Origin of the sequence: Vibrio sp. Evd11 (assembly GCF_900382755.1) — a bacterium.
Lineage (GTDB): Bacteria > Pseudomonadota > Gammaproteobacteria > Enterobacterales > Vibrionaceae > Vibrio > Vibrio lentus.
The window spans coordinates 79,774-94,565 of the sequence record NZ_OSDX01000016.1 but is presented as its reverse complement, the minus strand read 5'-3'; the positions used below and the strand labels follow the sequence as shown (position 1 = coordinate 94,565).

Sequence of the window (14,792 nt, the reverse complement as noted above, 5' to 3'; positions counted from 1 at the left end):
CAGCCTTTGCGCCCCAATTGAATATGTCGTGAGCGACTCCCCCCCCCCCTTTGCAGCCTCCTTCAATCCATTCAATGCTTTTTTAGCCGTTAGCGGAGGATCGACTAACATTTGATTATAATAATGATCTAACTTCAATAAAAAACCATCAGAAGGGGGGCGGCCTGAAAAGTCATCAATACTTGCTGAAAATCTAATACCCACGATTTGGCACATTGCTTTTTCTAACCCTTGAGGGCGAGCCTCAACGAGTTCAAACTTTTTTTGTTCTTCTTGAGTTCTGCCACAAGGAGAGTACCAGTAACCAAAGTCATCTATATTTCTTCGCCGACCACCCGCTAAACAATAATGTGCCATTTCATGTAATAGGCTTCTAGGGTAATCACTTCGATAATAAATTGCTGCGTTAGAATCTTCTTTTGGGGATGAGTAATAGGGTTCTTCAGCTCCCCCGATGATCGTCAAGTGAGGGAATATGTTTTTGAAGACTTCAGTCAAGTAATGGCAGAGTTCATCATCAGTCAGTTTGTTTTGCATTTGTTTGTAACCTTGGTTGTTATCCTAAACTAAATATCAACATTGATAAGCTCATAAATCAACGGCTCTATCGCTAACATTTCTTTTCAAATTGTCATTCATGCCTTCGAAAAAATTTAATGCTATCCGAAAGCGACGTTTACAGTGCTAGCATGAACAAAAAACACGTTTACTGCACGTCATAGCCTCACGACAAGACCTCGTTACAAAAAAAATCAACTGAATGCAATACAACCAAGCACTAATTGACCCGTGATTCTCTAACCTTTTAGATTGGTAATGGTGCTTGCTTACAGAACAAGAATGTTCCCAAGAAATCTAGCGTTTGATTGTCAGAACTGTATTGCTCAAACAACCATTGGAAAAAGCGGAATATTGACCATGAACATTCACTCTCAGAAACGGCGGCGTATAGCGCTTTACCGTCGTTAGGAGGTCAATTGAATCTAAAAAACCATGCTGCTCTGATTAGGGGGTATAAACCATGATGATGAGTTTTTGAGTAGACCATTAACTGATGAAGTATTCCTAAGAGGACTGCTAGCTAATGAACTTCTGGATTAATGTCGCCAATAATACAAGATTGGGTTATCGAAAAGTTCCTTATAACAATAGGAAAATTGCTTATTTTGTAGACGTTAAGATGAGCAATTCTGGTTTTTCTGAACTAGAGTTTAATTGTTGCCAAATAGGAAGCCTGAGTATTAGGGATATTTTTCACGCTCAAATACTCACACATTGGTGACTAAGATTCGTATCTTTTTAAAAAATTAACTACTTGTCCCCTTATCAAGGAGTAAATATGGTCGATTCAAGTAAGCTAGCTTTTAAGCTGAATTTAATCTCAATTGCACTGTTACTGAGCGCATGTAGCACGACTCAACCAAACACTGCTGCCACAGGGCTTTCAGCTGCAGAATTAGAGCAACGCAACAATACACTGTTAGAAAGAGAAAAGGCAGTGGCCAAGCGCGAGGTAGAAGCTCAAGAAGTCATTAGCCAGGCTCAAGCAAGCTCTGCTAAAGCAAACAAAACTGATACAATGGTGGAAGAATTATTACCACCAAACGCAAGGTCTGGTGAATGTTACGCTCGCGTTTGGGTCGAACCAACTTATAAAAATTACACTGAAACCATCTTGGTGAAAGAAGCAAGCGAACGTTTTGAAATTAATCCCGCCAGTTATCAAACTGTTGAAGAAACAGTGTTGGTACAACCAGCAGGTTTCAAAATGGTAGCGGTTCCCGCTAAATATGACTTTATCACAGAACAAAAACTCGTGAATAAAGCGACTAACCAATGGTTGGTTGATTTAAAAAAGGGGAGTGCTCCGGCAAGTAAAGAAGTGTTAGATGCTGCTGCAGCTCATGGTATCGATTTAGATTCAGCAACAGCAGGAATGTGTTTCCATGAGCATTATTTACCTGCTAAATATGAAAAGGTAAATGAATCCGTTCTAATTAGTGAAGCCTCTGAAGTTGTCAAAATTGTCCCAGCAAAATACCGATGGGTCGAAAAACAAGTATTAGTCAAAGAAGAAAGTAGCCGAATCGAGCAGGTGCCAGCCAAATATAAGACAGTGACAGAAAAAGTCGTTGACGTACCAGCTCATACTATTTGGAAGAAAGGTACTGGTCCTATTCAAAAGATCAATGAAGCAACAGGGGAAATCATGTGCTTAGTTGATATCCCTACGACTTACAAAACATTGTCAAAACGCGTTCTAGTAACACCAGCGTCCACCCGTACAGTAGCAATACCGGCTGTGTATAAAACCGTAAAAGTACAAGAGTTAATCTCTGAATCCAAAGAAGTTCGCACCTCTGTACCGGCAAAATATAAAGATGTAACCGTGACCAACCAGGTAGCAAGTGTTGGTTTTATTTGGCATGAAGTACACAATCATGAACATCCAGCCAGTACTCGTACAGGTAAAAAAATATGTTTAACAGAGAGTCCAGCTAAATATGAAACGGTCAAACGTCGTGTCGTTTCTCAAGAAGCGGGGAGCAAACGCATAGAAATCCCAGCGAAATACAAAACGGTACAGCTAACTAAGCTTACTTCCCAAGCAACAGAAAAACGCATCGAAATACCCGCTGAATATAGCACGGTTAATCTTAAGAAAATCGACCAAGATGGGTTCATGGAATGGCGCTCTATTCTATGTGACACAAACATGACACGCGCAACTATAATTGATATTCAAGATGCTTTGAAAAGCAAAGGATACAATCCTGGCCCTATCGATGGGGATGTTGGACCACTAACCGTCAAGGCTGTAAACGCCTTCCAAACAGACAATAACCTACCAACCGATAAATACATTAACATGGAGACAGTAAGAGCTCTCGGGGTCAAAATATAGTCCATTATTATCCCGAATGTTAACATCGAGATAATGCCAGACAGCCCAGCTGTCTGGCTCTTCTATTCCTTTAAAATCACCTTGTATTCGAATTATTTCGCACGTCTTGACGTTTTATTCGTATCCGCAGAGTAAAGACAAAGACACTCTGGCTCTTTTTCGCAGACATTAAGGGAACAGAAGACCAATAATAATCCAGTGCAATCGTCTTGTAGGAGCTACACTCAATTTAGAGTCATCCACTTAAATTAAGTGAAGAATACAAGCCTAATCAGTAAACGAATAATCGTCACCTTGAAACGCTGATAAATCAAATTTTAGTAAAAAGAACTCAAGCATTTTGCGTTTTTTTAACACATCGTAAAGCCCTATCATGGGCAATGGCATTAGGTTATTCCCAATACGTTACCGTGACAATCGATTACTGATCCTAGATTACACTACTTTGAGGTGAATAATTAACCTCAGATCGGTTTAAGCCATCGCCATCAACCCTGTCTTTTCGGTGTTCGTGATGTTAAGCGATGGCTTTTCTGGTTTCAGACAGTACGCAATTAAGCCGCCAAGCAAGTTCAACATAAAACCATGTAAGCTCCGATGACGAGAATGTTCAATCTGAGAGATATTTTTCAATTGGTCATTTATGGTCTCGATAATGAAGCGTTTCGACAACATAGCTCTATCCCAAGCAGCAAGAACTTTAGGTTTCATGTTCTTTCGATGAGTGGTTATGAGCGTAATACCGTCATCTTTTAAATCTTCTGTGAGTGCTTTACTGATATAGCCTTTATCAGCGTAGAGCTTGTCGAGTAAACCTTTAGATAGCTCACGAACGGGCTTTCTGTCATCAGTATTTGCTGGCGTGAGTTTAGCTGCAACAATATCACCAAGATGATTAGTGATGAGGTGCAGTTTAAAGCCATAAAACCAGCCCATCGTGCCTTTACCTCTTGCAGCCGTCCCTTTGAATACTTTGTGCCTTGGGATGCGTAAATTATGGCAAACCTTAATACTGGTAGAATCAATAAACTCAATACCTGTTGGGTCTCCTTTTACATAAGTGAAGAAGGAGCTGAGAGGAACAAGTACAGAAGGCACCACTTCAAGAAAACGTGTGTAGCTAAGCAAGGCTGGGAATTCACTTTTATGGTATCGATGGATAATACCAAGGTAGAAGTTCTTAAAATCACGCTGATGTGACATATGAAAAGCAATAATGATGGTCATTATTTCACTTTCAGACATACGTCCTTTACGGTTTCGCTTACGCTCACCGTTCTCAAGTTGAAGTTTTTGCCACTGAGGTAGAAAAGCCTGACAAAAATCGTCGACATGACAAAATAGGTCGGTTAATTTTTTCATAGCTGGTTCCTTTGCGATAATTTCCTTCTTGGTTGAAAGATCTGAGCGCAGAACCAGCTTTTAGTTCCCGCCTATTTTTATCCCGAGTTCAGGTTAATTAGTTTAACTAATCTGAAATGCCGATTCACGGTACAAATATTCATTCGTCAACCTGCGTTTTTACTACTACACTCGCGCTTCATTTTTATATCCCTATGGCCTATAAGACTCCAATTTATAGACCTAAATTATAGAGCTACAGTAATGCTACTAAGTGTTTTGTATATCATTGGCATCACGGCAGAAGCCATGACCGGCGCTCTCAGCGCTGGCAAACAAAAAATGGATTGGTTTGGTGTAATGTTGGTTGCAAGTGCAACGGCAATTGGCGGCGGTACAGTACGAGATATCTTACTCGGCCATTACCCTTTAGGTTGGGTTGAAAACCCACAATATCTGGCGATCACCTGTATCGCGGGTGTTATCACAACAGGACTGGCTAAATGGGTAATCAAGCTAAAAGGCTTGTTCATTCGTTTAGATGCTCTAGGTCTTATCGTATTCAGCATCATTGGCACTAAAGTGGCGATGACCATGGGTCTGCACCCAATGATTTGTATGGTGTCTGCATTGGTTACTGGCGTGTTTGGTGGCCTGCTGCGCGATCTTATCTGTCGTCAAACGCCACTGGTTTTGCATGAAGAGTTGTACGCATCTGTCGCCCTTGTCGCTTCAGGTTTATACCTAGGTTTGCTTGAGCTTGGCATTAACGACGTAACAGCAACGATTGTTACGCTTGTGGTTGGCTACTTGCTGCGTATGGCTGCCGTAAGATTCAAATGGCGCTTGCCTTCGTTTCAGCTTGATCCGGAAAGCTCTGTGCATTAGATAATATATTCTCAATGACGCAGAATATAAAAAGGGTTGCTTCATTACAAAGCAACCCTTTTTTGTTTCTATCAAATCAGTTTCAAGTCTGTTCTGAATAAAACGAAGCAGAATTAGATTTTTGGCGTTTCTGTTGTCACACCAAAGTTTTGACCACGGTGACGTAACAAGTGATCAAGTAGCACGATAGCCAGCATCGCTTCTGCAATAGGCACCGCACGGATACCAACACATGGATCGTGACGACCTTTAGTGATTAGCTGCGTTGCTTCACCGTCTTTAGTGATCGTATCACCAGGAACAGTAATGCTTGATGTTGGTTTAAGCGCAATGCTTGCCACAATATCTTGTCCCGTAGATATACCACCTAAGATACCGCCAGCGTGGTTGCTACTGAAGCCTTCTGGAGTTAATGGATCACGATGTTCGCTACCGCGTTGATTAACGACATCAAAGCCATCACCAATCTCAACACCTTTCACCGCATTAATGCTCATTAGAGCGTGCGCGATGTCTGCATCTAGACGATCAAAGATTGGCTCGCCAAGGCCTACAGGCACTTTAGTCGCAACCACTTGAATCTTCGCACCGATCGAGTTGCCTTCTTTTAGCAAGTCACGAATCAGTTGGTCAAATTCAGGCACTTTGTCGGCATCAGGGCAGAAGAAAGCGTTGTTTTCAATCTCGTTCCAATCCACTTTATCAATTGAGATATCACCCATTTGAGAAAGATACGCTTGGATTTCAACACCAAATTCTTGTTTCAGGTATTTCTTCGCAATCGCACCTGCCGCAACACGCATTGCAGTTTCACGAGCTGAAGAGCGACCGCCGCCACGGTAATCACGCACACCGTACTTTTGATGGTAGGTATAATCAGCGTGGCCAGGGCGGAACTTGTCTTTAATTTCGGAATAGTCTTTAGAGCGTTGGTCTGTGTTTTCAATCAATAGACCAATAGAAGTACCCGTAGTTTGGCCTTCAAATACACCTGATAAGATTTTCACTTCATCCGCTTCACGGCGAGCCGTTGTATAACGAGAAGTACCTGGGCGACGACGATCCAAATCTCTTTGAAGGTCTGCTTCGGTAATTTCTAATCCTGGTGGGCACCCATCTACGATACATCCTAGTGCGATACCGTGACTTTCTCCGAACGTGGTCACGCGGAAATGTTGTCCGATACTGTTTCCTGCCATTACTTCCTCTAAATCAGCCATCAATCAGAAGGTTTGATTCCTAAACCAACCAGCTAATAGCTTTACTTGTCTATTCTTCGTGAATTCATAGTGGCTTTATTACCAAATGATGTAAACCCCAAAAAACGAACAATTTTAACTTTCTATTACATGAGCCGAATGAAATGAATGACGAGGGGAAATGAGCATCGCTTTGAAGTGGCCGTTTTCACCAGTAACATTGTCCAATTAACAAAGGTTAATGACGTCACTTTAAATACTCTCTATGTTGTAGCCCACAATAATAAGGAGAAGAATAATGATTGAGTGGAGAGTTAAAAAGTTTGCGGATCTGTCTGTTCAAGAGCTCTATGATTTCTTGCAGCAAAGAGTTGATATTTTTATCGTGGATATGAACACGCCCTACAGCGATTTGGATGGCAAAGATAACCATCCGGAGACTTATCACGTCATGGGCTATGAGAACGAACGCCTAGTGGCTTACAGTCGAATTATGGCTCAGAAACTTGGGTATCCAACCGATGTTCTTCCCCTGCTCGATTCAGACGCAAATGATGTTTGTATCGGACGAGTGATTGTCGCGAAGGGCTATCGAGGCAAACAGGTAGGTAACCAACTCATGCAGGTGAGTTTTGATGCAACTCGAAAGATTTATCCTGACTGCTCAATTTTTATTTCGGCGCAAGCACACCTTAAAGGCTACTATGGTAAATTCGGTTTCGACGTGGTGACGGACAGTTACTTAGAAGATGGGTGCACGATGTTAGGCCTTAGATACATTCCAGAGGTCGTGATGGTTTAGCTGAAAGCGGCAGACGCAGTATAAGTACTCGTTTTTATAGATTGAGAAGCTTCCTCTAGTTTAGTGGCACTTACCTCCCCAGTTAACACACCAAACAAGCCTCTCATTCGCATGAAAGGCTTAAGTTTGAACAGTTACGCAGAATTTAGGGCCTTCTCGAAATCAGCAGAGCTCTTTCTGTGGTTTGCTAGGCTCTAATCCCCAATCAACGACACAGATGTGCTCGACCGGGTCGTAGAGGTTTTTCTGTGCGATGCTGTTGAGTATTTTGGCACCTCGCCACGCAGCTAAGCTTAATTGTGGCTCTGCGATACCATGACTTCCCATACCAGTATTAACCATATAGATACGATTATGCTCCCCACCGTCCCATTCTACAGAGAAGTCTTCTGCCAATTTAGGACGCCCATGATAATCCCATTTGATTTGTTCATGTAACGCGTTTAGACAGCTTGGTGTTACGCGCTTAAAACCAGTGCACATCACAACAACATCCGCTGTAATCTGTGATATTTCGCCTGTTAAGCTATGTTCAAGTGTCAATTGGTAACCTGTGCTATCACGTTGCATCTCGATTAAGGAGCGGCTTGGTTGAATGCTCCACCATGGTCTATTTCTCAACACAAACTTATCATGGTACAAACGCTGATAAATCCCCTGAAGGCACTCGCTTGTGATTCCATCGCTGGTTAGCTTTTGTCGCCCTACTTCGCTATCTTTCACTTTTTGATCAAGTTGATAGAATCCATTCACATAATCTGGCATGAAATACTGGTCAGTAAAGCATCCTTCATCAAGTACCTCGATATTCGCTCTTCTCGACACCCAATGAAGCTCAGATAACGCACCGAACTGTTGATCAAAACTATGTTGGAAAACATCTGCTCCCGTTTGCCCTCCGCCGATCACGGCAACTCGTTTACCTTCAAATTGAGGAGCACGCAAAGCCAGCTCACTGGCATGGAAGCACTCATCGCCCATGTGTAGCATTGCACATTCAGGAACGGTTGGTACAACACCGGTTCCCATGACAAGGTTTTTTGCATAAAAGATGTGGTTTTCCGTTACTACCTTGAATAAACCATCGTTGTTTTCAATATGAATGACTTCTTGGCTAAATTTTACATTGGGTAGTTGATTCGCCACCCAACCCATATAATCTGAAAACTCTAAACGTCCTATCGTGTTCTGTCCCGAAGCCATAAACGGGTAGAACTTTCTGTTCAAGACTAGATAGTTGAGAAAACTGTAAGGGCTAGTTGGGTCAACCGCAGTCACTAAATCTTTTAAGAATGATGTTTGCATTTTTGCATCGTCCAGTAGCAACCCAGGATGCCATGCAAAGTGAGAACGCTTATCTAGAAATAGCGTGTTTAGTTCAGGTTTTTGGGCAGCCAAAGCGGCAATACTTAAGTTAAATGGACCTAAGCCAACACCAATCACATCATAAACAGTGTCCATCTCGAAACGTTCGTTATCGTTATTCATTATTTTTCCTTTTCAATACCAAATATCTAAAATGCAAACTGTTCAAAGAAGCGTTTTCTACCGCACAAAATGAACGCTGAACGTTTATGAGGAAAATCAAATTCAAACAATTTTTGCATCCCTACTCGCGAGTTCAACTTGAGCACTCGATGGTTATCGGCTCTTGGCTCACCGACCACAGACTCCATTCTTGGTTCCTGCATGAAACAGTATTGAACAACTGCCCTTCCCCAAGTATCAAAGTAAGGAAGACCTCTATACGCTAAGTTGCCCACCAGCATATGCACGCCTTTATCAAACAATCCGTATTCGTAAAATGGACCAATTCTGTCTTCGGCTGCCCAGTAGATTTCAAAATAGCCGAAAGGCACACCATCAAACTCCCCGATCACACCGTAGGCATGTTTGTCCTGTTTTTGCTGCTCAAGATAGTTTCGATGTGTCGACAACTCTCCCTCTAGCTCCCACATTTGGGCAACAGAAGGCTCATTGTGCCAACGGTGGAATGTGTTTAAGTCCCTAGCGATATCAATTACTCTCAAGGTAACCGTACGTTTCAAGTGGTAGTAATATCGCTGAAAAACGATACCTTCAGGGTGATCTGGTCGAACAGGGTGTGTCGAACCATTATCTGCTGTAGTTAATACAAGTGGGTTCGAATCCTGAGCCGTATACAACCAAATTGGTGCTGACTCTAAAAACTCACTGAACTCAATCGTCTTTTCTCCACCTGGCCAATTGGTCACGTTAATGCGATTCAGATCCATAGAGAAAAGTGTGTGCTCAACAGCACTCCACCAAAGCATGGAATCATTGACATCAGTTGTGTTGCACGTTAGCGCGCCAGTCTTCCCACCTTCTCTTTCCGCATTAAATTGAGCAATTACTTCGCCATATTCAATGAGACTAAAAGCCAAAGCCCCATCCGAACTCTCTCGATCAAGTATTGTGACAGTTCGACCTGAAGGAAGTGGTTTGTGGATACGTACGCCTTTATTTTCTGACTCTTTCCAAGCAAGTGGATTAGCGACCTCGCAGTAAATGATTGATGGATCTTTCATCGTCGCTTCATTAAACGCCGATAAGAAGCACATGAAATTGCGTTTCCACCGTAAGGTTGGCGAGTTAAGAATATAGTGATAAAAAGTGTCATCTTTAGGATTTAGCTTGGATAAGGCGTCAAACTGATTGCGGCATAATGCCCATAAATCGGTTTCTTCAATAAATCCTAGCGCGCCAATAGCCGCAATCGTATTTAGTAGAGAGTTCCCAATAACATAGTAAGCGTGATAAGGGTTGAGCTCTCCAGCTTCCATAAAGTATTCCGGTTGCTCACGCTCCAAAACATCAGAGAACACATCCATTGCTAGTGACGTTAAACCAAAACCTTGGCAGTCTCGAACCGCAACGCCAACAGGCAAACCTTGCTCTACTTCAACCATTAAGTTTTGCTGATGAGCAAGCATCACAATGCCATAGTCAGCACGCGCGACACAGATTGGCGCAATGACCTTTTCCATAAATGCGCTCATCCAGTACCTTGCTGCGAGTTCAAGGCTTTGTCCTTCGATTTGGGCACACTGTCGAATCCACTGTTCAAGCTCACTAGTCTTATCACCGACTGCGTCTTGGTTTAGTGTTGCCAACATGTGGAAGCGACTCGCGGTAGAATCAGATGCTTGTTCAGCTTCAACAAAGAAAGGGTTCACTCTAAAGCATACCAGCGGTAGATCTAGGACCGCTTGATCCTGTCCGACAATAGAACACCACATAGGCTCTTCAATAAAATTGGCGAACTCCAAACGTTGTTTTAATTCCTCCCCTGCAGCAGTCTTCATCAACTTACTAAATTGAGTCCCGCGCCTCGCTTCAGGCTCGGTCATAAGACGCAGAGAATTAGTCAAACGAACCGGTAAGGATACCTTTAGCATCCATTTACAATTCGGATGATAAATAGCACGTGAGGAAGATGTTGCTGTCCACCCATCGCTCTTTAGACCTAAATCAAGAGTATAAGCCTGCAGAACCTGACAATTTGCTTGTGCTTTTCGCCACTCTCTTACTTGGAGCGGATGCATGGGAACTGGCACCCATTCTGCATCTGGTAATGAAGAACCGCCTTGAGTGTGACAGCTCAGAAACATTTCTTTTAGTTCATATTTCAAACTCCCGGAAACGTATTCGCCAGCGAGCTTATCTTCTTTTACGGCAAACCATTCCACGGCGAATTCACCGGCGAACTCAGGTAAGTACGCTTCTTGCTCTTGTTGGTTCAGAGGCTCATTACACTTAGGTGCCGGATGCATACTGTGTCCACCACTAAGTGCCTGTTCTGATGTGATAAAACCTTGCAAATCATGTCTAGATTGACGCAAAGCCAATGCAGAAGATGCCCGCTTTACATAATCATTTGAGTTTTCAACACGTTGTAAAAACAGTGTTTTTTTATCTTTATCAACTTCAGGGAAGTAACGATCAACCAACAAAGAAGCAGCTTGAGAAAAAGATATTTGTGATAATTTATCTAGCTCTCTAAGCAGTACTTTTCCACTATATCGATGACGACCTGAGGCTGATATATAGGTGAGAGGTATCTCTAATTGCCTATGACTGTTCAAATCAACATGAATACAGTTGTCCTTGATTTGATATTCAGATGTTTCAAGCAGCAAGCTGTTTAAGAAGTGCTGCATCGTAAGTAAATGCGTCATTTAACTCTATCTCTTAGGATTCATTTCATTATTTAATAGGTCGTCTGTGGCGACCATTTTGATGTCAGCGGTTTTGCGCACCGTCTACTCTTTTTACGTGTTTCTGCAGGTGTACCTAGTACCAAGAAACCCACAGGAACATGACTCTCCTTGAGGTGCAGATGTTCTTTCACATTTGGTAGGTCAACGGCTTCCGTCGAATACCAAACGCCACCATAACCACTCGCATCCGCTGCTAGGAGTATCATTTGGCATGCTGCAGCCGCAGAAAGGATCTGATCTTGTTGTGAGATCTCTTTGTGTGGTTTGATCTCTGCAGAGACCAGCACCAGCATCGGAGCTTGGCGTAGATAACTTGATAGTCGTTTGACTTGCCCTTTATCTACATTCACATCAGACGCAACCCATGCGGCACTCAATAATTCAACCAGTGCTTCAACTTGTTCATGCTCTATCACTAGAAAATGCCAAGGGTTAAGATTCCCATGATCTGGAGTACTCATTGCGGTTTGCAGTATGGTCTCTAAATCACACCCAGCCGGAGCTGGTAGAGATAACTCATGAACATGATAAGAGACACGTTGTTGAAGAAATTTAATCAATTCCATGACGTTGTTTTCGATATCCGATTAGTAGTAAAAGTAAGAAGTAAAGGCTCCCTAAAATAGACACGACCAAGCCAGCTGCTATTTCAGAAGGAGGCATAAGGCTGCGTCCTATTCCGTCAGCCCAAATTAAAAGAGACGCACCAGTAAGACCCGCGGCGGGGATCAGGTGAACATGACGATATAAACCCAATAGACGTGCGCAATGTGGTGCTAGCAAGCCAACAAAGCTAATTGCACCAACAGTTGATATTGCAACCGCCGTTAATAGAGCAGCAACCCCGAGCAGCACTAAGCGGTAAGGGGTAAGAGCAACCCCCACGACTTGAGGAATTATTTCTCCCAAAGGCATGATGTCTAGGCTTCGTAGAATAGGAACCATAACAATAAGTGACAAAGCGATCGTAATAGCCAAAGGCATAATGCTTTCAGCAGACGCGCCATAAGTTGTACCAGACAGCCACATGAGAGTGACCGTTGATGTTGTGCTACCGAAAGTCAACAAGATGTGAGTGGCAGTGCCAGTAAATGCAGAAATGACAATCCCAAACAGCGCGAGTTGAGAGACACTAAGTTGTGATTTGAGCCCCCAAAAAAGGAGCGCTATAACGGCGAGAGCACCGGTTAAACCGGCTAATACGATCATGTTGTGACTGGCTCCCGGGAAAACCACCAGCAGACAAGCGATCATTAAGACTGAACTGGTACTGACCCCTGAAATATCAGGGCTTGCTAACGGATTTCTGAATAGTGTTTGTAGCAAAGTCCCCCCGCAAGCCAATGCAAAGCCTGCAAGTCCTGCTAAAACAATCCTGCTCATCACCCAATCAGAACCAATATTATTACTTGGTTCAGACCAGTAACCCATTGTCATGATAAGAATCACACCGAGAACCAGTAACACATGACTTGGTGAAAGCTTTAACAATGGACGTAGACCAATCACTTGATCTTCTGTAGCAGCAAGCGCTCGCCCACTCTTTCCAAATAAAAGGAGTAAGAAGAATGGTGCGCCCAAAAGCGCCGCGAAAGCACCGGTTGGTAATCGATAGCCTAAGAACAGCAGGCTTCTTGAACACCATTCGGCCAGCAGCACTAACATCGCACCAATCACCAAGGATAGAAGCCAAAGGCTTGTAACACTTCGACCTTGATATTTGTTCACAGTTAAATAACGAGCCAAATGGGGAGCCATAAGCCCGATAAAACCAATCATACCAACCATCGCAGTTGCCAGAGCCGCTTGAGAAATAGCAAGGAGCAAAATCACCCAACGCCAACGATTTACTGATAAACCCAATGCATGCGCATGTGTTTCACCAAGCTGAAACAGTGAAAGCTTAGGCAGCACGAGGACACTCAGCACCAACGTAATAAAGGCTGGCAAAGAAAACTGTTTAAATGCTTCGGAAGAGCTTTGTAGAACTTGTCCACTTCCCCATAGGAACAGCCCATCCGTTTCATGCTCGAAGTAAAGCAAAAATACAGAAGCAACCGCGCCAGCACCGAGACCAATAGCCATACCAACTAACACTATTGGCAGCTTTCCCCCACCAATAAGTCGACCCACCATAACGACAAGAAAGGCAATCGCAACACTGCCCAGAAATGCGCTACACCAGACAAAGAGGAGTCCGCCCTCAGGATAAAATACTCTTGCTAGAACAGCGCCAAGTAGAGCGCCTGAGGCAACACCTAATGTCGAAGGAGAAGCAAAATCATTGTCGAGCGATACTTGAATTAATACGCCGGAGCTGGCTAACAATGCCCCTGTTACAATCGCCATTCCAACTGTCGGAAGCCAAATGACGTCAAACATCACTTGGCTCAATTGCGGATCTGAGATAGGAGAAATCGTATATAAGTAACCTGCGACAACGAGAGACAATGCCAACAATGAACAGCTGAAAAATCTAACCATTGCTCTTCTCCTTCCAATCCAACAGTGACTTTGTAAATACTCTAGCCATTCGCTCAATCGACTTAGGCCCACCAAAGCTCCAAAGTGGTTCTACTTCAGAAAGTGCGTTTTGTTTGACGAAGGGCAAGTATGGCCAAACCGGAGAACGAGTCATCCGTTCACTATCGGTTTGATTACCTGCTAATAGAAGATGAGTATTAATAACACCCGGAAGCTGTTCCAATTGAAGATGAACAAAATCCTTACCAGGCAACGTGCTCTGCCACTGATAGTTCAGCCCCAACTGTTCAGCAACTGAGCCTGCCAAACTGTGGTTAGAAAAAATTCGTAGCCCATATCCCATGCCCACAAATTTGCCGTAGGTTACCGAAGTCCCAGCAAGACCAGACTCTTTAATCGCTTTGCGCAACTTGACGAGAGTTTTATCCATATCGTCCAACATCAGAGCTGCTTGTCTCTCGGTTCCTGTTACGACGGCCAGAGTGGTAAATATTTGTTGAGCCTGTACGAAATACCGAAACTCCGGCTGATCTAACCTTGGGAATTGCTGATAAAGCAGAGTGGGGGCGATCTGGTTCAGTACTGGGTACAAGCGCTGATGTCGAAAGTCATATCCAACGATCAAATCTGGCTTTAGGTTCGCGATAACCGCTAAGTTTGGTTCTTGGCGGCGGCCTACTTCTGCAACATCTTCTGGCAATTGCGGATTGTTGGTTTGCCATTTTCGATAACCTCTTCCTTCAGTAATACCAACGGGTTTTATACCAAGAGATAAAAGCATCTCTGCTGCAGACCAGTTTAACGCCACCACCCTTTTCGCTGGCTGATTAAGACTCACACAGGTTGATAGGCAAGCCGCCTCTTTATCGATGAAAGACTGATTTGCATAAACAACAGATGGCATTAAGACCGTCAAGATTGAGATGAGGATG

11 protein-coding genes are annotated in these 14,792 nt (G+C 43.3%); 3 read left to right on the top strand and 8 right to left on the bottom strand.

Annotated elements, in window-relative coordinates; translation table 11 throughout:
• The coding region (locus tag ED652_RS09620) for an elongation factor P hydroxylase (protein ID WP_122054537.1) at positions 1-537 on the bottom strand (537 nt) is incomplete at its 3' end.
• Between the two features lie 802 nt (positions 538-1,339).
• On the opposite strand from ED652_RS09620, the gene ED652_RS09615 reads away from it, so the two are divergent.
• Entirely contained in the window at positions 1,340-2,905 is a 1,566-nt protein-coding gene (locus ED652_RS09615; protein WP_216821908.1) for a peptidoglycan-binding protein, read from the top strand.
• Between the two features lie 474 nt (positions 2,906-3,379).
• Here the strand turns inward: ED652_RS09615 and ED652_RS09610 are convergent, their stop codons facing one another.
• Entirely contained in the window at positions 3,380-4,267 is an 888-nt protein-coding gene (locus ED652_RS09610) for an IS982 family transposase (RefSeq protein WP_122054535.1), read from the bottom strand.
• A gap of 243 nt (positions 4,268-4,510) precedes the next feature.
• Here ED652_RS09610 and ED652_RS09605 point away from each other — a divergent pair, with 243 nt between their 5' ends.
• Positions 4,511-5,134 (top strand): trimeric intracellular cation channel family protein, encoded by a 624-nt coding sequence (locus tag ED652_RS09605; protein ID WP_004734183.1) that lies wholly within the window; start codon positions 4,511-4,513, stop codon positions 5,132-5,134.
• Positions 5,135-5,247: 113 nt separating this feature from the next.
• On the opposite strand, the gene aroC is transcribed toward ED652_RS09605, so the two are convergent.
• Positions 5,248-6,333: a chorismate synthase gene (gene aroC, locus ED652_RS09600; RefSeq protein WP_004734182.1), complete on the bottom strand. Its 1,086-nt coding sequence runs from the start codon at positions 6,331-6,333 to the stop codon at positions 5,248-5,250.
• Between the two features lie 298 nt (positions 6,334-6,631).
• Here aroC and ED652_RS09595 point away from each other — a divergent pair, with 298 nt between their 5' ends.
• Positions 6,632-7,135 (top strand): GNAT family N-acetyltransferase, encoded by a 504-nt coding sequence (locus ED652_RS09595; RefSeq protein WP_122054533.1) that lies wholly within the window; start codon positions 6,632-6,634, stop codon positions 7,133-7,135.
• 162 nt (positions 7,136-7,297) lie between these two features.
• On the opposite strand, the gene ED652_RS09590 is transcribed toward ED652_RS09595, so the two are convergent.
• The 5 genes from ED652_RS09590 to ED652_RS09570 are packed head-to-tail and all read right to left on the bottom strand — an operon-like array spanning position 7,298 to position 14,764.
• Positions 7,298-8,623: a lysine N(6)-hydroxylase/L-ornithine N(5)-oxygenase family protein gene (locus tag ED652_RS09590; RefSeq protein WP_216821907.1), complete on the bottom strand. Its 1,326-nt coding sequence runs from the start codon at positions 8,621-8,623 to the stop codon at positions 7,298-7,300.
• A 26-nt stretch (positions 8,624-8,649) separates the two neighbouring features.
• Positions 8,650-11,334 (bottom strand): GNAT family N-acetyltransferase, encoded by a 2,685-nt coding sequence (locus ED652_RS09585; RefSeq protein ID WP_122054532.1) that lies wholly within the window; start codon positions 11,332-11,334, stop codon positions 8,650-8,652.
• A gap of 32 nt (positions 11,335-11,366) precedes the next feature.
• Positions 11,367-11,942 carry a nitroreductase gene (locus tag ED652_RS09580; protein WP_122054530.1) on the bottom strand — a complete coding sequence of 192 codons (576 nt, stop codon included), beginning with the start codon at positions 11,940-11,942 and terminating at the stop codon, positions 11,367-11,369.
• Entirely contained in the window at positions 11,929-13,860 is a 1,932-nt protein-coding gene (locus ED652_RS09575) for an iron ABC transporter permease (protein ID WP_122054529.1), read from the bottom strand. The genes ED652_RS09580 and ED652_RS09575 overlap by 14 nt, the downstream gene beginning before the upstream one ends.
• Positions 13,853-14,764: an iron-siderophore ABC transporter substrate-binding protein gene (locus tag ED652_RS09570; protein ID WP_216821906.1), complete on the bottom strand. Its 912-nt coding sequence runs from the start codon at positions 14,762-14,764 to the stop codon at positions 13,853-13,855. The genes ED652_RS09575 and ED652_RS09570 overlap by 8 nt, the downstream gene beginning before the upstream one ends.
• Positions 14,765-14,792 lie beyond the last annotated feature (28 nt).

Excerpts from the sequence above, each read along its gene's own strand:
- ED652_RS09605 (WP_004734183.1), top strand. The coding sequence starts at position 4,511 with ATGCTACTAAGTGTTTTGTATATCATTGGCATCACGGCAGAAGCCATG.
- ED652_RS09610 (WP_122054535.1), bottom strand. The coding sequence starts at position 4,267 with ATGAAAAAATTAACCGACCTATTTTGTCATGTCGACGATTTTTGTCAG.
- ED652_RS09575 (WP_122054529.1), bottom strand. The coding sequence starts at position 13,860 with ATGGTTAGATTTTTCAGCTGTTCATTGTTGGCATTGTCTCTCGTTGTC.
- ED652_RS09585 (WP_122054532.1), bottom strand. The coding sequence starts at position 11,334 with ATGACGCATTTACTTACGATGCAGCACTTCTTAAACAGCTTGCTGCTT.
- ED652_RS09595 (WP_122054533.1), top strand. The coding sequence starts at position 6,632 with ATGATTGAGTGGAGAGTTAAAAAGTTTGCGGATCTGTCTGTTCAAGAG.
- aroC (WP_004734182.1), bottom strand. The coding sequence starts at position 6,333 with ATGGCAGGAAACAGTATCGGACAACATTTCCGCGTGACCACGTTCGGA.
- ED652_RS09590 (WP_216821907.1), bottom strand. The coding sequence starts at position 8,623 with ATGAATAACGATAACGAACGTTTCGAGATGGACACTGTTTATGATGTG.
- ED652_RS09570 (WP_216821906.1), bottom strand. The coding sequence starts at position 14,764 with ATGCCATCTGTTGTTTATGCAAATCAGTCTTTCATCGATAAAGAGGCG.
- ED652_RS09615 (WP_216821908.1), top strand. The coding sequence starts at position 1,340 with ATGGTCGATTCAAGTAAGCTAGCTTTTAAGCTGAATTTAATCTCAATT.
- ED652_RS09580 (WP_122054530.1), bottom strand. The coding sequence starts at position 11,942 with ATGGAATTGATTAAATTTCTTCAACAACGTGTCTCTTATCATGTTCAT.